This is a genomic window from Streptomyces anulatus (assembly GCF_014650675.1).
Lineage (GTDB): Bacteria > Actinomycetota > Actinomycetes > Streptomycetales > Streptomycetaceae > Streptomyces > Streptomyces anulatus.
Genome location: NZ_BMVK01000002.1, coordinates 102,506 through 121,977, shown reverse-complemented (window position 1 = coordinate 121,977; position 19,472 = coordinate 102,506). Strand labels below are relative to the sequence as shown.

Annotated in this window: 18 protein-coding genes; 13 read left to right on the top strand and 5 right to left on the bottom strand. The window is 72.1% G+C overall.

The genetic code is table 11. From position 1 onward, the window contains the following. Nucleotides 1–32 precede the first annotated feature (32 nt). Together IE272_RS05280 and IE272_RS05275 are read right to left on the bottom strand one after the other, a co-directional pair. Entirely contained in the window at nt 33–917 is an 885-nt protein-coding gene (locus IE272_RS05280) for a DUF2268 domain-containing putative Zn-dependent protease (protein ID WP_190006369.1), read from the bottom strand. Continuing rightward, nucleotides 898–1,587: a TetR family transcriptional regulator gene (locus IE272_RS05275; protein WP_098891531.1), complete on the bottom strand. Its 690-nt coding sequence runs from the start codon at nt 1,585–1,587 to the stop codon at nt 898–900. The genes IE272_RS05280 and IE272_RS05275 overlap by 20 nt, the downstream gene beginning before the upstream one ends. A 138-nt stretch (nt 1,588–1,725) precedes the next feature. On the opposite strand from IE272_RS05275, the gene IE272_RS05270 reads away from it, so the two are divergent. The 3 genes from IE272_RS05270 (at nt 1,726) to IE272_RS05260 (ending at nt 3,749) form a co-directional block, all read left to right on the top strand. Continuing rightward, a complete protein-coding gene (locus IE272_RS05270) occupies nt 1,726–1,881 on the top strand; it encodes a hypothetical protein (RefSeq protein ID WP_097967998.1) in 156 nt (51 codons plus the stop codon). Nucleotides 1,882–1,958: 77 nt separating this feature from the next. Continuing rightward, nucleotides 1,959–2,360, top strand: a complete 402-nt coding sequence (locus IE272_RS05265) for a hypothetical protein (protein WP_050362369.1) — start codon at nt 1,959–1,961, stop codon at nt 2,358–2,360. Between the two features lie 219 nt (nt 2,361–2,579). Further along, entirely contained in the window at nt 2,580–3,749 is a 1,170-nt protein-coding gene (locus IE272_RS05260) for a cysteine desulfurase family protein (protein ID WP_190006368.1), read from the top strand. 33 nt (nt 3,750–3,782) lie between these two features. Here IE272_RS05260 and IE272_RS05255 read toward each other — a convergent pair whose 3' ends face one another. Next, a complete protein-coding gene (locus IE272_RS05255; RefSeq protein ID WP_190006367.1) occupies nt 3,783–4,529 on the bottom strand; it encodes an N-acetylmuramoyl-L-alanine amidase in 747 nt (248 codons plus the stop codon). Nucleotides 4,530–4,590: 61 nt separating this feature from the next. On the opposite strand from IE272_RS05255, the gene mnmA reads away from it, so the two are divergent. After that, nucleotides 4,591–5,727, top strand: a complete 1,137-nt coding sequence (mnmA, locus tag IE272_RS05250) for a tRNA 2-thiouridine(34) synthase MnmA (protein ID WP_190006366.1) — start codon at nt 4,591–4,593, stop codon at nt 5,725–5,727. A 3-nt stretch (nt 5,728–5,730) separates the two neighbouring features. On the opposite strand, the gene IE272_RS05245 is transcribed toward mnmA, so the two are convergent. Together IE272_RS05245 and IE272_RS05240 are read right to left on the bottom strand one after the other, a co-directional pair. Next, a complete protein-coding gene (locus tag IE272_RS05245; protein WP_190006365.1) occupies nt 5,731–6,534 on the bottom strand; it encodes an alpha/beta fold hydrolase in 804 nt (267 codons plus the stop codon). A gap of 96 nt (nt 6,535–6,630) precedes the next feature. Then, nucleotides 6,631–8,259 carry an eCIS core domain-containing protein gene (locus tag IE272_RS05240; protein ID WP_190006364.1) on the bottom strand — a complete coding sequence of 543 codons (1,629 nt, stop codon included), beginning with the start codon at nt 8,257–8,259 and terminating at the stop codon, nt 6,631–6,633. Nucleotides 8,260–8,492: 233 nt separating this feature from the next. Here IE272_RS05240 and IE272_RS05235 point away from each other — a divergent pair, with 233 nt between their 5' ends. From IE272_RS05235 to gatB, 9 genes are all read left to right on the top strand, one after another. Next, entirely contained in the window at nt 8,493–9,032 is a 540-nt protein-coding gene (locus tag IE272_RS05235) for an LOG family protein (RefSeq protein WP_050362374.1), read from the top strand. Between the two features lie 50 nt (nt 9,033–9,082). Then, nucleotides 9,083–9,772: an SDR family oxidoreductase gene (locus IE272_RS05230; RefSeq protein ID WP_007457110.1), complete on the top strand. Its 690-nt coding sequence runs from the start codon at nt 9,083–9,085 to the stop codon at nt 9,770–9,772. A 45-nt stretch (nt 9,773–9,817) separates the two neighbouring features. After that, a complete protein-coding gene (locus IE272_RS05225) occupies nt 9,818–10,846 on the top strand; it encodes a methionine synthase (protein ID WP_050362375.1) in 1,029 nt (342 codons plus the stop codon). A gap of 32 nt (nt 10,847–10,878) precedes the next feature. Then, on the top strand, nt 10,879–13,110 hold the full coding sequence (gene ligA / locus IE272_RS05220; RefSeq protein ID WP_057665900.1) for an NAD-dependent DNA ligase LigA: 2,232 nt from the start codon (nt 10,879–10,881) through the stop codon (nt 13,108–13,110). A 349-nt stretch (nt 13,111–13,459) separates the two neighbouring features. Continuing rightward, complete coding sequence (locus tag IE272_RS05215; protein ID WP_056704008.1) at nt 13,460–15,634, top strand: putative bifunctional diguanylate cyclase/phosphodiesterase; 2,175 nt, start codon at nt 13,460–13,462, stop codon at nt 15,632–15,634. 173 nt (nt 15,635–15,807) lie between these two features. Beyond that, entirely contained in the window at nt 15,808–16,104 is a 297-nt protein-coding gene (gene gatC, locus IE272_RS05210; protein ID WP_003966094.1) for an Asp-tRNA(Asn)/Glu-tRNA(Gln) amidotransferase subunit GatC, read from the top strand. 5 nt (nt 16,105–16,109) lie between these two features. Continuing rightward, nucleotides 16,110–17,612, top strand: a complete 1,503-nt coding sequence (gene gatA, locus IE272_RS05205; protein WP_047178947.1) for an Asp-tRNA(Asn)/Glu-tRNA(Gln) amidotransferase subunit GatA — start codon at nt 16,110–16,112, stop codon at nt 17,610–17,612. Between the two features lie 5 nt (nt 17,613–17,617). Further along, the gene (locus IE272_RS05200; RefSeq protein ID WP_032793766.1) at nt 17,618–17,851 is read left to right on the top strand and encodes a hypothetical protein; all 234 of its coding nucleotides are present in this window, start codon (nt 17,618–17,620) and stop codon (nt 17,849–17,851) included. 16 nt (nt 17,852–17,867) lie between these two features. Then, nucleotides 17,868–19,376: an Asp-tRNA(Asn)/Glu-tRNA(Gln) amidotransferase subunit GatB gene (gene gatB, locus IE272_RS05195; protein WP_190006363.1), complete on the top strand. Its 1,509-nt coding sequence runs from the start codon at nt 17,868–17,870 to the stop codon at nt 19,374–19,376. The last annotated feature ends 96 nt before the right edge of the window (nt 19,377–19,472 follow it).

Genomic DNA, 19,472 nt, shown 5'->3' with positions numbered 1-19,472 from the left:
GCGGACCCGGCTGTACGGATCCCGGGGCCGGGTCATACGGCGGTCGGCACGCCCGCGTTCCCGAGGACCTCGCGCGCGGGCAGGGCGACGCTCGCGGCGGCGGTCAGCCCGGAGGCCGCGAGGTGGGCGTCCGCGAAGCGCAGCCCGGCCGCGTAGCCGGCGAAGTCCGGCAGCCCGACCGGCTCCTGCCCCAGTCGGAGGGCGGTGCGGTCGCCGAACACGTACGGGGACAGGTTCCGCATGCCCGCGACGTCGATCCCGGCCGCTATCTTCGCGCAGGCGGCGTCCAGCTCCGCGCCGGACAGCGACGTCGCCCAGGGGCCCATGGCGTCCTCGCCCGCCAGTTCCCGTACGAAGGCCTCGGCCAGCCCCTCGGCCACGACCTGCTCGCCGACCGTGACCGCCATCGGGTCCCAGTCCACGTTGGCGTAGCGGACGTTGTGGTGCAGCTCGTGGGCGGCGGCGTGCCCGATCTTGGCGAGGCTGGTCGCGGTGGGCCACATCATCAGCAGGATCGCGCCCGGGATGCCGCCGAGGCCGAAGTAGCCCTGGTTGAGGCTCATCATCGGGTCGTCCGGGTCGCCGAGCACCAGAACCACGTGCACGGTGCCGGCGGTCCGCGCACCGGGCGCCGCCGTGCTCAGCCGCTCCCGCGCGGCGGCGAGGGACTCCTCGACCCGCTCCCACACCCGGGCCTCCCGCATCCGCTCCAGGGCCTCCGGCAGGCGCGGGTCCTCCCGGTCGAGCGGGAAGCCGCTGCCCGCGCGGTGCGTCTCGACCAGGTCCCCGACACCCACCCGCGACATCACCTCCTGCAACGGGGCGAGCATCTCCCGCAGGGCGTCGGGCCGTCGGGCCGGAGGGAGGCGCAGGAGGGCCAGCTGGGCGGAGGCGGTGTCATGGACGACGATCTTCATACCCGGGGACCGTAGGGCCTCCTGTTACCGGAGGGTCAAGCGGCGGCCTCTCGTCGAGCCAGTGCGTGCGGCCGATCGAGACCAGCCGCAGCCTTCGCCGGGCCACCCGGACGACCTCCCGCTCACCCGCCGGACCCGCCTCCAGCAGGGCCGACGCGGTGATCACCATGTGGTCCACATAGAGGCCGCCCAGCATCAGCAGGTCCTCCGTGCTCCACCCGGCCGACCCCGGCTCCTCGCGCAGGGCGAGCGCCACCTCCTCCGCGAACCGCAGCAGTTGGGCGGCGATGGCCACGCGCACCGGGCCCACGCCGCCGTGCTGCTCGCGGGCGATGAACCGGAAGTGGGCGGGCTGCGCGCCGACATGACGCGCTATCACCTCCACGCTGCGGTCCAGCCGTTCCTCGCTGTCGCCCGTCTCCGCGAGCACCGCGCCGATCAGCCCGTGCAGGCTGCCCAGGGTCTCCTCGACCAGGGCGACCCCTAGTGCGGCGGTGTCCTCGAAGTGCCGGTAGAAGGCCGTCGGGGTGACCCCGGCGGCCCGGGTGACCTCCCGTAGGCCCAGGCTGCTCAGGCTCTGGTGCTCCAGCAGGGCGAGCGCCGCGTCCAGGAGGGCCTGGCGCGTCCTGAGCTTCTGGGTCTGGCGGACTCCGGCGGGGGTGTGACTCATGCCATTCAGTAAACAACCGTTCTCCGAGTCGAGGAAGAGGTCCGGGGTTTAGACTCGCTAGTCAGTGAACACTCGTACTCCGAACGGCTGTCCTGTGGCCGCCGAACGGTGTCCGTCGTCGCACAGAGAGGTTCCGCCGTGCTCGTCCTCGTCGCCGCGCTGCTTCTGCTGGGGATCGTCCTCGGGACGGTCGCCCACATCCCGCTGCCGCTGACCCTGGCCGCCGCGACCGTGATCGGCTGCTGGCTGCTGATCTTCGCCGTACGCGAGCGCACGTCGCGCCGCACCCGCTGACCCGCCCCGCCCGCCGCACCCGCACCCGCACCCGCCGAGCCTGCCGTGTCCCGGATCGATCCGAAGGAGCTCGCACCATGACCCTCACCGACTTCGCCCGCCGCGTGACCGACTCCGGCACCTGCACCGTTACGGGTTCCGGGGCCGCCGGTCCCGACGCCGGCGCCGCTCCCGGAGCCACCGGCCAGGCCCCCGCCCCCGCCCCCGTCGTGGGCGCGGATGCCGCGGTCTCCCGGGCCGTGGGCCGGGAGGCGGACGGTCTGGCCGTCGCCTCCTTCGTCCTCGGCCTCGTCGGGCTGCTGGTCTTCAACGTCCTGCTCGGGCCCACCGCGATCGTGATGGCCCTGCTGGCCCTGGCCCGCCGCACCCGCCGCCGGGGACGTGCCCTGCTGGGCCTCGCCCTGGGCGTCGCCGACCTCGTCGTGCTCGCCGTCCTCGTCACCGGCAACGGCGCGGTCGCCTGGAACTTCGGCGGCTGACGCACACCCCCCACGCAGCCCGCGAGCCGCTCTCCCCGTTCCGGATCGGGCTCCGGACCGGGCTGAGAAACGGGCTCCGAACCGGATTCGGGCCGGGAGTCACGGGCCTCCGACCGGCCTCCGAGCCGGTCCGCCGCACCTCGCGCGGGCGTGCGCGGGGACCGGGCCGTGACGCGCCCGGCATGCGCCCCACCCCGGGCTCGTAGAATCGGCCCCACCATGGCTTACCTCGACCACGCCGCGACCACCCCGATGCTTCCCGAAGCGATCGGGGCGATGACCGCCCAGCTCTCCGCCACCGGCAACGCGTCCTCACTGCACGCCGCCGGACGCCGGGCCCGCCGTACCGTCGAGGAGTCCAGAGAAGCCCTCGCCGACGCCCTCGGCGCACGCCCCAGCGAGGTGGTGTTCACCTCCGGCGGCACGGAGGCCGACAACCTCGCCGTGAAGGGCCTCTACTGGTCCCGCCGCGACGCGGACCCCCGCCGCACCCGGGTCCTCGCCGGCCCCGTCGAGCACCACGCCGTCCTGGACGCCGTCGACTGGCTCGCCGAGCACGAGGGCGCGACCGTCGACTACCTCCCGGTCGACCGCCACGGCCGCGTCCACCCGGAAGACCTGCGCGAGGCGATCCTCCGCAACCCCGACGACGTCGCGATGATCACCGTGATGTGGGCCAACAACGAGATCGGCACCATCATGCCGGTCCGTGAACTGGCGGCGGTGGCGGCGGAGTTCTCCATCCCCATGCACGCCGACGCGGTCCAGGCGTTCGGTCAGCTGGAGGTCGACTTCGCCCGCTCCGGACTGGCCGCCATGACGGTCAGCGGGCACAAGATCGGCGGACCGTTCGGGATCGGCGCGCTGCTGCTCGGCCGCGACCACACCCCCGTACCCGTACTGCACGGCGGCGGCCAGGAGCGGCATGTGCGCTCCGGCACCCTGGACGTGCCCGCCATCGCCTCCTTCGCGGTCGCCGGACGGCTGGCGGCCGAGCGGCGCGAGCAGTTCGCCCGGCGCGTGGGCTCCCTGCGCGACGACCTCGTGGCCGCCGTACGCCGGGCCGTGCCGGACGCCGTGCTCGGCGGCGACCCGGATCCGGCCGGACGCCTCCCGGCCAACGCCCACTTCAGCTTCCCGGGCTGCGAGGGCGACTCCCTCCTCCTGCTGCTGGACGCCCAGGGCATCGAATGCCCCACCGGCTCCGCATGCACCGCCGGGATCGCCCAGCCCAGCCACGTCCTGCTCGCCACCGGCACCGATCCTGACCTGGCCCGGGGCACCCTGCGCTTCTCGCTCGGCCACACCTCGACCGAGGACGACGTGAAGGCGCTGGCCGAGGCGATCGGCCCGGCGGTGGAGCGGGCGAGGACGGCCGGGCTCAGCTGACGGCGGGGCCGGGAGCCGGTCGGGCGCCGGCCGTCACCCGGACGCCTTCGCCGAAGGCGTGGGCGTGGGCGCCGTCGCGGCCCGGCGCACCAGCTCCATGTACCGGTCCCAGTCCCAGTGCGGCCCCGGGTCCGTGTGGTCGGTGCCCGGCACCTCCACATGCCCGATGATGTGCTCCCGGTCGACGGGTATCCCGTGCCGCGCGCAGATCGACGCCGTGAGCCGCGCCGAGGACTCGTACATCGCCTTCGTGAGGTCCTTGGGGCGGTCCACGAACCCCTCGTGCTCGATGCCGACGCCGCGCTCGTTGTACGAGCGGTTGCCCGCCTGGTACGCCACGTCCAGCTCGCGGATCATCTGCACCACCCGCCCGTCCTGCCCCACGATGTAGTGCGTCGCGGCCTGGTGGGCGGGGTCCTGGAACACCTTCACCGCGCTGGCGAAACTGCCCTGGGTGACATGGATGATCACCCGGTCGACGGGGAAGTCGTCGGGACGGTCCGCGCGCCGCCAGTTCGCCTCCGATGCGGCCACCCAGGTCGCCCCCGCGTAGTCCAGCTCGCCCGGCTTCCGGGGCTTCTCGACCCCGGGCACCTGCCACCACAGGCGCTTCACCTGGTCGCGCGCGAGCACGGCGGCGGTACCGGCCGCCGCCACCGCACCGCCGCCGATCAGCAGCGCGCGCCGGCTGACGCCGTCCGCCGGCTTCTTCCGCGAGGCCGAGCCCGCGGACTTTCCCGAAGGCTTTCGCGCACCCCGGGTGCTCCCGTTGTTCCCCATGTGATCGTCAACGCATATCCGCGAGCGTTCGGTTCCCGGCGACCCGTACCCTGGAGGAGCTATGACTCAGACTTCCCAGCGCCCCCTGCGTGTCCTCGCCGCGATGTCGGGCGGCGTGGACTCCGCCGTCGCCGCGGCCCGCGCCGCCGAGGCGGGCCACGACGTGACCGGTGTCCACCTCGCCCTGTCCGCGAATCCCCAGTCCTTCCGGACCGGGGCGCGCGGGTGTTGCACCATCGAGGACTCCCGGGACGCCCGCCGCGCGGCCGACGTCATCGGTATCCCGTTCTACGTCTGGGACCTGGCGGAACGCTTCCGCGAGGACGTCGTCGACGACTTCGTCGCGGAGTACGAGGCCGGGCGCACGCCCAACCCCTGCCTGCGCTGCAACGAGAAGATCAAGTTCGCCGCGCTGCTCGACAAGGCCCTCGCCCTCGGCTTCGACGCCGTGTGCACCGGCCACTACGCCACCGTCGTGCTCACCGATGACGGCAGCCGGGAGCTGCACCGCGCCTCCGACATGGCCAAGGACCAGAGCTATGTGCTCGGCGTCCTGGACGAGAAGCAGCTCGCCCACGCCATGTTCCCGCTCGGCGACACCCTCACCACCAAGGACGAGATCCGCGCCGAGGCCGAGCGCCGGGGCCTGGCCGTCGCCAAGAAGCCCGACAGCCACGACATCTGCTTCATCGCCGACGGCGACACCCAGGGCTTCCTGGCGAGCCGCCTCGGCGGCCCGGCCGAGGGCGACATCCTCGACGAGTCCGGTGCGAAGCTGGGCACCCACGAGGGCGCGTTCGGGTTCACCATCGGCCAGCGCAAGGGCCTGAAGATCGGCCACCCGGCCCCCGACGGCAAGCCGCGCTACGTCCTCGACATCTCCCCGGTGAACAACACCGTCATCGTCGGCCCCGTCGAGGCCCTCGACGTGACCTCGCTGACCGCCATCAAGCCGCGCTGGTGCGGAACGCCCCCGTCCGGCCCGGGTACGTACACCGCCCAGCTCCGCGCCCACGGCGGCGAGACCGAGGTCACGGCCGAGCTCGTCGACGGCTCCGAACTGAACGTCACCTTCACCGAGCCGGTCCGGGGCGTGGCCCCCGGCCAGGCGGTCGTCCTGTACGACGGCACGCGCGTGGTCGGCTCGGCCACCATCGCCACGACATCCCGCCGCGAGCGGGCGGCGACGGGCGGCTGAGGCTCACGACGCCTGCCCGTAGGCGTACACGTCCTTGGCGAAGAAGTCCGCCAGCACCGGGGCGATCACCTGGGGCGCCACCTCGCGCATCTGGCCGGTCAGCGTCCGGTGCCGGCCGCGCGGCAGGGCCTCGGCCAGGGTCCGGGTCGCCGCGCGCGCCGGGGCGCTGCTGAAGCCGCCGCAGATCACCAGCGTCCGGGCGGCGACGGCCGCGAACCGCTCGACCGGGACCGCCCCGTCGCCCAGCAGGGCGTCGTCGTACGCCAGCGTGTGCGCCATCGCCTCCAGCTCCGCCCACATCGGGGTGCGCCGCATACGGGCGGCCGTCTCCTCCGCGACGCCCGTCATGGACAGGAACAGCTCCACCGCCCCGCCCCGGTCCCCGGCCGCCAGCAGCCGGTGCAGCCGGGCCGTGCAGCGGGCCTTGAACAGCAGCCCCGACGCGCCCGGCGTATAGGGCGGCTCGTACACGGCGAGCAGCTCCACCGACAGCCCGGCGGCGACCGCCTCCAGGGCCAGCGCCCCGCCCGACGACATCCCGAAGACCGACGCGCCCGGCCCGGCGGCCCCGACGACGGCGGCCAGATCCTCGGCCTCCCGTGCCACGGAGCAGCGCCCGACGTCACCGCTGGCGCCCCGGCCCCGGCGGTCGTAGGTGAGCACCGTGAAGCGCGGCGCGAGCAGGGCGGCCAGCGGCGCGTCGGCCGCCGAGTTGCTCAGCGCCCCGCCGACCAGCACCAGAGGCGGGCCGTCGCCCTGGCGTCGGTAGGCGATCGGTGTGCCGTCGGCGGAGAGAATCCTGTCCATGGGAGGGAAGACCGGTGCGGTCCGGAAAACTCATCGCTGCGGTGAGAAGAAGTTGGGCGGGAGGGACCCGGGTGAGAGGGACCCGGGCCGTACCGGTCACTTCTTCGCGGGCTTGTGGGGGTTGTACAGCCCCTTCGGCAGGAAGGTGGACGTGGGCACCTTCTGTACCTCGCAGAACTCCTTGAGCGACTGACGCCTCCCGGCCTGCTTCCCTTCCTTCGGGGGAGGGGTCTCCCGCGTCGTGTACGGGATGTAGACGAAGTCGCCCCTGGCCTGGGCGTCTGACAAGGGCATTCCGTAGTACGCGAACCCGCCACCGGGGGCCGGTGTGAAGTCGTGGTACTTGCCGCCCCTGACATCGGAGGCCGACAGCTTGAAGAAGGTGTACTTCGTGATGTGCGCCCGGCTCAACTTCGCGTCCGCGGCCAGTTCGTCCACCGTCGCCCCGTCTTCGACCTCGGTCCATTGGGCGGGGTCGAAGTCGGCGACTTTCTGGTCCTTGGTGAGACGCAGGATCTTCTTCAGCGTTTCGGTCCGCTCGGGGTTCTCCATATCGGGCTTCTTCAGGTCCGCACCCAGCGAGGTGAGCCGGCCGAACTCCTTGTCGCCGAGCGAGGTGAAGTACTTGCCGTCGGTGTCGATGTCGTCGCCGTTCGCCGACGGCTCCGCCCGGATCGAGGTGTTGGGGCCGACGAACTGATTGCCCGCCTGCCACTCGAAGAAGGAGTAACGAATGTCCTGGAAGGAGATTCCGTACACGGACTCGGTGTTCTGAACGGTGCCGTCGGCGAGCCGTGCCCTCAAGTCTGCCCGGAAGCTGGGGGTGTTCTCGGCCTCCGGTGGCTTCACCTTGAGATTGGCCAGCATCTTCTCGGTGATCACCTTGGGAATCGCGGCGGTGAGGACGTCCATCTTCTCCCCCTCGCTCAGCCTGTCGAGGGCGGTGGTCAGCGTGGAGTGGGCCACGATGTGGTGCGCGGTCGTCGTCCACCCGTCGCTGTCGGTGGCCTTGGCGTACGGGTTGTCCCCGCGCCGCTGCACGGCGGGCGACGCCGGGGCCGGCGCGGCAGTGGACCGCTGGGCAGCCACCGGGCCGTCCGGTACGGGCCCCGAGAGCACCCGTGCCGCGTTGGCCTCCGCCTCGCGTTCGAAGCGGTCCGACGGGTCGGACACCTTCAGGCCGGAGCCGTTGTCCGTGCCCGCGACCGGGCCCTGGCGCTGCTGTATGACATGGGTCAGCTCATGGGCGAGGGTGTGCTTGTCGCCGCCGCCCGCACCGATGACGACATGGTTGCCGGAGGTGTAGGCGCGGGCTCCGACCTCCGCCGCCGAGGCCCTGGCGCCGCTGTTGTCGTGGATCCGCACGTCGGTGAAATCGGCGCCGAGCCGTGCCTCCATCTCACCGCGCGTCGCCTCGTCGAGGGGCCGGCCGGCGGAGCGCAGGGTGTCACGGACCGCGGAGCGCTGCACCTGTGGCTGCTCGGCCCGCTGATGGCCGCACCCGGCGTCGTGCTGGTGCCGCTCCCGCACTCCGCTCTCCACACCGGGGTGTCCGGCCGCGTGGAGCATCTGCAGCACGGCGGCATTGCCCACACTGCTCTGCTGCGCGAGGAGAGCGGCCTGTGCTGTCCTGGCGTCGCCGACCGGACCGGTCGGCGGCAGACGGCCCGGTGCACGGGTCTCCTTCTCGGACGCCGATTGCTGGCCGTGGCCCTGAGCGCGCATGGATCTTCTTCCGCAGAGAACGAGGTTCCTTCCTGGATACCGGGTTCGCGCGCGGCAAGACATGGCCGGGAGGGCAGCGTTCGACGTCTGCGAAGGCACCACAGGCAGGGCCTGCCGGACGCCGGTCGTGCGGCGGTGCTTCCTCGGGCCTTCCTCGGGCCTTCCTCGGGCCTTCCCCGGGGCCCTCCGGGCCGGAATGGGGGATTGTCCGAGGCGGGTCGTACGGTTGGCCCATGAACATCTGCGTCTTCCTCTCCGCCGCCGACCTCGACGACCGCTACACCGTGCCCGCCCGCGAGTTCGCCGAGCTGCTCGGCAGGGGCGGGCACACCCTCGTCTGGGGCGGATCGGAGAGTGGCCTGATGAAGGTCGTCGCGGACGGCGTGCAGGCGGCGGGCGGGCGGCTCGTGGGCGTATCGGTCGACTTCCTCGCCGCGAAGGCCAGGGAGAACGCCGACGAGATGGTGATCGCCCGCGACCTCGCCGAGCGCAAGGCCCTCCTCCTGGAGAAGGCCGACGCCGTCGTGATCATGGTCGGCGGGACCGGGACGCTCGACGAGGCCACCGAGATCCTGGAGCTGAAGAAGCACGGCAAGCACACCAAGCCGGTCGTCCTGCTGAACACGGCGGGCTTCTACGACGGGCTCCGCCAGCAGTTCCAGCGCATGGAGGACGAGGGCTTCCTGCCAGTTCCCCTGACCGACCTGGTCTTCTTCGCCAAGGACGGCGTCGGCGCGCTCGCCTACCTGGAGGAGTCCGCCGGTCACCGGTGAGGAGGGCGTCCGCCGGACCCGGTGATCACGGCTCCGCCTAGGATCGCCCCATGGCTACCCACCTCATCACCGGCGCCGGTTCCGGCATCGGGGCCGCTGTCGCCCGCCGTCTCCAGGAGCGCGGCGACGACGTCGTCCTGCTCGCCCGCGACGCCGGCCGCGCCAAGGAGTTCGCCGACCGCTACCCGGGCGCGCGCACCCTCGTCGGCGACCTCGGCAACCCCGACCGGCTGTCCTGGGCGTTCGGCCAGCAGTCCATGCCCGAGCGGATCGACACCCTGCTGCACATCGCGGGCGTCGTCGAGCTCGGCGAAGTCGGCGAGCTCACCCCCAAGGCCTGGCACTTCCAGCTCAACGCCAACCTGATCGCCCCCGCCGAGATCACCCGTCTCCTGCTCCCGCAGCTCCGCGTCTCCCAGGGCCAGGTCCTGTTCGTGAACTCCGGGGCAGGACTGGCCGCCCACGCCGGGTGGAGCGCGTACGCCGCGAGCAAGCACGGCCTCAAGGCGCTCGCCGACTCGCTGCGCCACGAGGAGCACGGCAACGGGGTGCGCGTCACCACCGTCTACCCCGGCCGCACGGCCAGCCCCATGCAGGCCAAGGTGCACCAGCAGGAGGGCAAGGAGTACGACGCGGCCCGCTGGATCGACCCCGAGTCGGTGGCCACCACGATCCTGATGGCGATCGACCTGCCGCGCGACGCCGAGGTCAACGACCTCACCGTCCGCCCCGGCCGCTGACGTCCCGGGGCGCAGGCCGCCCGCCCCGGACCGTAGGCTTCCCGCGTGAGCGAGAAGAGCAAGTTCAGCGGGTGTCCGGCGACCGGCATCGGGTCGATGCCCGGGGGAGACGCGAGGGAGGCGGCGAAGACCGTCACCGGCTCCTTCGCCGACGGCCAGGGCATGCCGTACCTGGCGGAACTGCCCGCGCGCGGGCCGGGCGCGGACATGATCGGCCGGACCATCGGCATGCTCGTCGAGATGTACGGGCACGTCGAGCCGAGCGGCTGGCGGATCAGCGACCGGCCCGGCCGTGACACCCGCCGCGCCCGCTCCTGGCTGGGGGAGGACCTGGACGCCCTGGAGGAGTTCACCCAGGGGTACGAGGGCCTGCTCAAGGTCCAGGCCGTCGGCCCCTGGACGTTGGCCGGGAGCCTGGAACTGCGCGGCGGCGAAGCCATGCTGGCCGACCCCGGCGCCTGCCGCGACCTGGCCGGATCCCTGGCCGAGGGGCTCCGCGCCCACCTCGCGGAGGTCCGCCGCCGGATGCCCGGGGCCGAGGTCGTCCTCCAGCTGGACGAACCCTCCCTGACCGCCGTCCTGCTGGGCCGGGTCCGCTCCGCCAGCGGCTACCGCACCTACCGCGCCGTCGACCGCCAGGTCGTCGAGGCGACCCTGCGCGACGTCCTCGCCGCGGCGGGCGAGGACGGGACGACGCTCGTCCACTCCTGCGCCCCCGAGGTGCCGTTCGCGCTGCTGCGCCGGGCCGGGGCCGACGGCATCGCGTTCGACTTCTCCTTGCTCACCGAGCGTGAGGAGGAAGCGATCGGGGAAGCCGTCGAGGGCGGCACCCAGCTCTTCCTCGGCGTGGTGCCCTCCACGGACGCGGCTTCGGAGGGATTGTCGGACCCGGGCGGTAGCGTCATGGGGGTCAGGACGCTGTGGAGCAGGCTGGGGCTGAATCCGGGGACTCTCGCCGAGTCCGTCGCGATCACCCCGTCGTGCGGTCTCGCGGGTGCGTCGCCCGCGTACGCCCGCGCCGCGCTCGCCCACAGCGCCCGGGCGGCGAGGTCGCTCGCGGACAACCCTGAGTGACGGGGACGACGGGTACACAGGAGGACGGGACGATGGCGGGCGAAGAGCGGGTGGAGCAGGAGAGTTCGGTTCCGGCGGACGCGCGGGAGAAGCACGCGCTGCTGGCCGAGCAGATCGAGGAGCACCGCTTCCGCTACTACGTGAAGGACCAGCCGGTCGTCAGCGACGGCGAGTTCGACCGGCAGCTGCGCTCCCTGGAGGCCCTGGAGGAGGAGCACCCGGCGCTGCGCACCCCGGACTCCCCGACCCAGAAGGTCGCGGGCCCCTACCGCACGGAGTTCACCTCCGTGGAGCACCGCGAGCGCATGCTCTCCCTGGACAACGCCTTCGACGACGAGGAGCTGGCCGCCTGGGCGGACCGGGTCGCCAAGGACGTCGGCACGCCCGACCACCACTTCCTGTGCGAGCTCAAGGTCGACGGCCTCGCGGTCAACCTCACCTACGAGCAGGGCCGCCTGACCCGGGCGGCGACCCGCGGCGACGGCCGCACCGGCGAGGACATCACGCCCAACGTCCGTACGATCGCGGAGATCCCGCACCGGCTGAAGGGCGAGAACATTCCCGCCCTCGTCGAGATCCGCGGCGAGGTCTTCTTCCCCATGGAGGACTTCGAGGAGTTGAACGCCCGGCTGGTCGCCGCCGACGACAAGCCCTTCGCCAACCCGCGCAACGCGGCGGCCGGATCGCTGCGCCAGAAGGACCCCAAGGTCACCGCCACCCGCCCGCTGCACATGGTGGTGCACGGCATCGGCGCCCACGAGGGCCTGAGCATCGACCGCCTCTCCGCGGCCTACGAACTGCTCCACGCCTGGGGCCTGCCCACCGCCCAGCACAACAAGGTCGTCGACTCCCTCGCCGGCGTACGGGAGTTCATCGCGTACTACGGCGAGAACCGGCACTCCGTGGAGCACGAGATCGACGGCGTCGTCGTCAAGCTCGACGAGATCCCGCTCCAGGGACGGCTGGGCTCCACCTCGCGCGCCCCGCGCTGGGCCATCGCCTGGAAGTACGCCCCCGAAGAGGTCAACACCAAGCTGGTCAACATCCGCGTCGGCGTCGGACGCACCGGCCGCGTCACTCCGTACGCCCAGGTCGAGCCGGTCGAAGTGGCCGGTTCCGAGGTCGAGTTCGCCACCCTCCACAACCAGAACGTGGTCAAGGCCAAGGGCGTCCTCATCGGCGACACCGTGGTCATCCGCAAGGCGGGCGAGGTCATCCCCGAGATCCTCGGGCCCGTCGTCGACCTGCGCGACGGCACCGAGAAGGCCTTCGAGATGCCGACCCACTGCCCCGAGTGCGGGACGGAACTGCGCCCGATGAAGGAGGCCGACATCGACCTCCGCTGCCCCAACGCCCGTACCTGCCCCGCGCAGTTGCGCGAACGCGTCTTCTACCTCGCCGGACGCAAGAGCCTGGACATCGACCACTTCGGCTATGTGGCCGCCGCCGCCCTGACCCGCCCCCTGGAGCCCGCCGAGCCCGTCCTGCGCGACGAGAGCGATCTGTTCTCCCTCACCGTCGACCAACTGCTGCCGATCCGGGCGTACGTCCTGGACCAGGACAGCGGGCTGCCCAAGCGCGACCCGAAGACCGGCGAGGAGAAGATCGCGACGGTCTTCGCCAACCAGCAGGGTGAGCCGAAGAAGAACGCGGTGGCCATGCTGGAAGGCATCGCCGCCGCCAAGGAAGCCCCGCTCGCCCGGGTCCTCACCGGGCTCTCCATCCGGCACGTGGGACCGGTCGCCGCCCAGGAGCTGGCCCGTCAGTTCCGTTCCATCGACCGGATCGACGAGGCGAGCGAGGAGGAGCTGGCCGCCGCCGACGGGGTGGGGCCGACCATCGCCGCCTCGGTCAAGCAGTGGTTCGCCGAGGACTGGCACCGCGAGATCGTGCGCAAGTGGCGCGAGGCCGGGGTGCGGATGGCGGACGAGGGCTCAGACGAGGACGAGGGCCCCCGCCCCCTCGAAGGACTGACCGTCGTCGTCACCGGCACCCTCACGGGTCACACCCGCGACGGTGCGAAGGAGGCGCTCCAGGCGCTGGGCGCGAAGGTCGCCGGATCGGTGTCGAAGAAGACCGCGTTCGTGGTCGTCGGCGACAACCCCGGCTCCAAGTACGACAAGGCGATGCAGTTGAAGGTGCCCGTGCTGGACGAGGACGGATTCGCGATCCTGCTCGAACAGGGACCCGAACGTGCGAAGGAGGCGGCCCTGCCCGCCCCGGAAACCACGCCCGGACCCGCCCCGGAGAACAACGGGGAGTAACCGCCCGCCGGACCTCCGTTCGCTCGCTGTTCTCCGGATCGAGACGCCTTCGAGACGCTGTCCCGGCGTGGCGCAGCCCGTACGGGGAAGGAAACGGGGCAGAGGGGTGAAGAAGGGGCCGCCGTTCCCCGAATGGCCCTGCCGCGCCACCCGTTCGGGTCAATAGCAGATGGTGACGGGTGGTCGGTTCGCATTCGGGCAAGAGCTGTAGAGCGCTGCCCCTGGAAGCCTTTCGCGGCCTACTGTTGAGAGGTGCGCCCGCCGTGCACGGCTGCTCGACCGGGCCGTGGTGGCACGGGAGCGGGCGCCACCGAGGGACATCGGCACCGCCGGCTGTGAGAGGGACGGAATGAAACCGACCGAGAGCGCCGCCCCGGTGTCGCGGCTGCAAGGTTTCGTCGGCCTCACGCCCCCCGTGGGCGCCGCCGTCGTGGGCATCGCCGCGGTGCTGCTGGCGGTCGGGTCCTACCGGACCGTTCAACAGGGACACGCGCTCTTCCCGGACGGCGCGGTGGGCTGGTCCCTCGCCGTGCTCACCGGGATCATCGTCGGCCATCTGGTGGCGCTCGGCCGCGACCGGTGGTGGGGCGGCACCGGCTCCGGGGCCGCCCTCACCCTCGCGGTGCTGCTGCTGTTCGGCTGGCTCCCGGCCGTGCTGGTCAGCCTCGCCGTCGTGGTGCTCGTCGGGACCGCCCGCAGGCATCGCTGGTGGCAGGGGCTCCTGCACGGCGGGGTCGACATGCTGGGCATCGGCGCGGCGGCCCTCGTGCTGGCCGCCTTCGGCGAGGTGCCCACCGTCGAGGAGCCCTGGCGGCCACTCGACTGGGGCATCGCGGCCGTCCCGGAACTGCTCCTGACGGCATCGACGTATCTGCTCGTCACCCGGGTCCTGCTGTGGTACGCCCAGGCCCCGCACAACGGCGGGCTGCCCACCATCGCCCGTACCGCGATGCTGCGGCAAGGGCTCGTCGCCGTCGCGCTCCTCGGGCTCGCCCCGCTGATCTGCGCCGTCGCGATGTCCATGCCCGTCCTGCTGCCGCTCTTCGCGGTACCGCTGATCGCCCTCGACTCCACGCTCTGGATCGCCCGCGCCCGCGCCGAGGAGCAGCTGCGCGACCCGCTGACCGGGCTGCCCAACCGGCAGTGGCTGCTGGAGCGGACCTGGTCGGCGCTGGAGGACGCGGAGTCCATTGGCACCCGCTCCGCCCTGGTCCTCATCGACCTGGACCGCTTCCGCGCCGTCAACGACACCCTGGGCCACCTGGCCGGCGACCGGCTGCTGCTGCAGATAGCGGAGCGCCTGCGGCTCGCCCTGCCGCGCGGCGCGGAGGCCGCCCGGCTCGGCGGCGACGAGTTCGCCGTCCTGCTGCCGCACACCGACTCGACCACCAGCGCCCAGCAGGTCGCCCGCCATCTCGTCGCCGAACTGTCCTCCCCGCTCGACCTCGACGGACTGACCCTCGTCCTGGAGGCCAGCGCCGGGGTCGCCGTCTACCCCGACCACGCGCTGGACGCCGAAGGCCTGCTGCGGCGGGCGGACGTCGCGATGTACCAGGCCAAGCGGGACCGCACGGGCGTGGAGGTCTACGAGTCCAAGCGGGACAGCAACACCCCCGACCGGCTCGGACTCCTCGGCGACCTGCGCCGGGCGCTGGACGCGAGCGAGGTCGAGCTGCACTACCAGCCCAAGGTCCGCTTCGACGGGCAGGTCGCCGGCCTGGAGGCGCTGGTGCGCTGGGTGCACCCGGAGCGCGGCCGGGTCCCCCCGGACGAGTTCATCGCCATCGCCGAGTCCTCCGGTCTCATGCCGCACCTCACGGAGTACGTCCTGGAGACGGCGCTCGCCCAGGTCGCCCGCTGGCGGGCCCAGGGCCTGTTCGTGCCCGTCGCGGTCAACGTCTCCCCGCGCGACGTCCACACCCCCGGCTTCGCGGGGGGCGTCGCGGCCCGGCTCGCCCGTCACGGCGTGCCCGCGGGAGCGCTCCAACTGGAGATCACCGAGCATGTGCTGCTGGAGGACCCGCAGCGCGCCGCCGACACCCTGGCCGGGCTCACCGCGCACGGCGTGAAGATGTCCCTCGACGACTTCGGCACCGGCTACTCCTCCCTGGTCCACCTGCGCAGACTGCCGGTCAGCGAGCTGAAGATCGACCGGTCCTTCGTGGCCCGGCTGGCCGTCGACCACGAGGACGCGGAGATCGTCCGCTGCACCATCGACCTGGCCCACTCGCTCGGCCTGGTCGTCGTCGCCGAGGGCGTCGAGGACGACGAGACGTGGGAGCGGTTGCGGGACCTCAGGTGCGACGCGGTGCAGGGCTGGCTGGTGGCGGCCGCGATGCCGCCGCAGGAGACGACCGCCTGGCTGCGGGCGCGCGGCGAGCACGGCTGGCGCAGGCCCGCCGAGCTGAAGGCCCAGGCGGCGGCCGCCGCCGCCACCGGGTCGGCCACCGGCTCGATGAACGCGTCGCTGAACGGCGTGGTGAACGGCGCGGTGAACGGGACGGCGGAGACCGAGAGCTCCTGAGAGCCGCCCCTGTCGAACACCCTCCTCCGAGCCCCGGGCCGCGGCCCGGGGCTCACCCCTTTCCGGCCCCCGCCGTCCGGAAAGGCGTAGCCCGATCGGGGCGGGGCACTCGCTCCCCGGAGACCCCATAGGATTGGGCTCAAAACCACACACCAACCCCTGAGGATCGCTGCATGCCTGGCATCACGCGCGAGGAGGTCGCCCACCTCGCCCGGCTGGCGCGTCTGGAGCTGAAGGGCGAAGAGCTCGATCACTTCGCCGGTCAGCTCGACGACATCATCGGCGCGGTCGCCCGCGTCTCCGAGGTCGCCGACCAAGACGTACCGCCGACCTCCCACCCGCTGCCGCTGACCAACGTCATGCGCGCGGACGAGGTCCGTCCGTCGCTCACCCCCGCGCAGGCGCTCTCCGGCGCCCCGGCCCAGGAGCAGCAGCGTTTCAAGGTGCCGCAGATCCTGGGGGAGGACTAACCGCCATGACGGACAACAGCACCATCATCAAGCTCACCGCGGCCGAGATCGCCGGGAAGATCGCCTCCGGCGAGCTGACCGCCGTCGAGGTCACCGAGGCCCACCTGGCCCGGATCGACGCGGTCGACGAGAAGGTCCACGCCTTCCTGCACATCGACCGCGAGGGCGCGCTCGCCCAGGCCCGTGCCGTGGACGCGAAGCGGGAGGCGGGCGAGAAGCTCGGCCCGCTGGCCGGCGTCCCGCTCGCGCTGAAGGACATCTTCACCACCAAGGACATGCCGACCACCGTCGGCTCCAAGATCCTTGAGGGCTGGGTCCCGCCGTACGACGCCACGCTCACGCAGAAGCTGCGCGCCGCCGACGTCGTCATCCTCGGCAAGACCAACATGGACGAGTTCGCCATGGGGTCCTCCACCGAGAACAGCGCCTACGGCCCCACCGGCAACCCCTGGGACCTCACCCGGATCCCCGGTGGCTCCGGCGGCGGCTCCTCCGCCGCCCTCGCCTCCTACGAGGCCCCGCTCGCCATCGGCACGGACACCGGCGGCTCGATCCGCCAGCCCGCCGCCGTCACCGGCACGGTCGGCGTCAAGCCCACCTACGGCGGCGTCTCCCGCTACGGCATGGTCGCCTTCTCGTCCTCCCTCGACCAGGGCGGGCCCTGCGCCCGTACGGTCCTGGACGCGGCGCTGCTGCACGAGGCCATCGCCGGGCACGACCCGCTGGACTCGACGTCCATCGACGCGCCGGTCCCGCCGGTCGTCGAGGCCGCCCGCAACGGCTCCGTACAGGGCATGCGCGTCGGCGTCGTCAAGCAGTTCCGCGGCGAGGGCTACCAGGCCGGCGTGGTCCAGCGGTTCGACGAGTCGGTCGAGCTGCTGAAGTCGCTCGGCGCCACGATCGTGGAGCTGGACTGCCCGTCCTTCGACCTGGCGCTCTCCGCGTACTACCTGATCGCCCCGTCCGAGTGCTCCTCCAACCTGGCCCGCTTCGACGCCATGCGCTACGGCCTGCGGGTCGGCGACGACGGCACGAAGTCGGCCGAGGACGTCACCGCGCTCACCCGTGAGGCGGGCTTCGGCGACGAGGTCAAGCGCCGCATCATCCTGGGGACGTACGCGCTCAGCTCCGGCTACTACGACGCGTACTACGGTTCGGCCCAGAAGGTCCGCACCCTCATCACCCAGGACTTCGAGAAGGCCTTCGAGCAGGTCGACGTGATCGTCTCCCCGACGACGCCGACCACCGCCTTCCCGATCGGCGAGCGCGCCGACGACCCGATGGCCATGTACCTCGCGGACCTGTGCACCATCCCCACCAACCTGGCCGGCAACTCCGCCATGTCGCTGCCCTGCGGCCTGGCCCCGGAGGACGGACTGCCGGTCGGACTGCAGATCATCGCTCCCGCCATGAAGGACGACCGCCTCTACAAGGTCGGAGCGGCCGTCGAGGCCGCATTCGTGGAAAAGTGGGGGCATCCGCTGCTTGAGGAGGCTCCGTCGCTGTGAGTGCCATGGCAAAGAAGGCCAAGAACTTCAAGAAGTCCAAGACGGGCGCGTACATCGCGATCGGCAGTACCGCGTTCGGCGCGATCAGCGTCGCCAAGCAGGCGAAGCTCGCCCGTAGCGAGAACGACCTGCTGCGGCTCGTCGACGCTGCGGTCTCCGCGGCCGCCATCGTCACCGGACTCGCGATCCTCTATCGCGAACTGAAGCGTCTCGGCGACGACGACGTTCTGCTGGGCTGAGAGGGAAAGTTTCACCGTGACTGTCACTGACCTGGTGTCGTACGAGGACGCGCTCGCGTCCTACGACCCCGTCATGGGCCTCGAAGTCCATGTCGAACTCGGCACCAAGACCAAGATGTTCTGCGGCTGCTCCACGGAGCTGAAGCAGGACGCCAACTCCCAGACCTGCCCGGTCTGTCTCGGACTGCCCGGCGCGCTGCCGGTCGTCAACGAGATCGGCGTGGAGTCGGCCATCAAGATCGGTCTCGCGCTCAACTGCGAGATCGCCGAGTGGTGCCGATTCGCCCGGAAGAACTACTTCTATCCGGACATGCCGAAGAACTTCCAGACCTCCCAGTACGACGAGCCGATCGCCTTCGACGGCTATCTGGACGTCCAGCTGGAGGACGGCGAGATCTTCCGGGTGCAGATCGAGCGCGCCCACATGGAGGAGGACACCGGCAAGTCGACGCACGTCGGCGGCGCCACCGGCCGTATCCACGGCGCGTCCCACTCCCTGCTCGACTACAACCGGGCCGGCATCCCGCTCATCGAGATCGTCACCAGGCCGATCGAGGGAGCCGGCGCCCGCGCCCCCGAGGTCGCCAAGGCGTACGTCGCCGAGCTCCGCGAGCTGATCAAGGCTCTCGGGGTCTCCGACGCCCGCATGGAGATGGGCCAGATGCGCTGCGACGTCAACCTGTCGCTGCGCCCGCACGGCCGTGAGGCGTTCGGTACCCGCTCCGAGACGAAGAACGTGAACTCGCTGCGTTCCGTCGAGCGGGCCGCGCGCTTCGAGATCCAGCGGCACGCCGCCGTGCTGTCCTCGGGCGGCACGATCGTGCAGGAGACCCGGCACTTCCACGAGGAGGACGGCTCCACCACGGCCGGCCGCATCAAGGACAACGCCGAGGACTACCGCTACTTCCCCGAGCCGGACCTGGTCCCCGTCGCGCCCTCGCGCGACTGGGTCGAGGAGCTCCGCAAGGGCCTCCCCGAGCTTCCCCGGCTGCGCCGGGCGCGGCTCAAGGAGGAGTGGGGCGTCACCGAGCACGACATGCAGTCCATCCTCAACGCGGGCGCGGTCGACCTGATCGTCGCCACGACCGAGGCGGGCGCACCCTCGGACCAGGCCCGCAAGTGGTGGATGGGCGAGCTGGCCCGTAACGCCAACGAGACCGGCCGCGGTCTGGACGAGCTGCCGATCACCCCGGCGCAGGTCGCCCGGGTGGCCGCGCTCGTCGCCGCGGGCGACCTCAACGACAAGCTGGCCCGCCAGGTCATCGAGGGCGTCCTCGCGGGCGAGGGCGACCCGGACACCGTCGTCGAGAAGCGCGGCCTGAAGGTCGTCTCCGACGAGGGCGCGCTGTCCACGGCCGTGGACGAGGCCATCGCGGGCAACGCGGCCATCGCGGACAAGATCCGCGGCGGCAAGGTCGCGGCGGCGGGCGCGCTCGTCGGCGCGGTCATGAAGGCCACCCGCGGTCAGGCGGACGCGGCACGCGTGCGCGAGCTGATCCTGGAGAAGCTCGGCGCAGAGGGCTGATCACCGATCGTCCCCGAAGGGGCGGTGTACCCGTACGTTCTCATCCACGTGCGGGCACGCCGCCCCTTCAGCCGTCCTCCGCCGAACCCCGAGGGT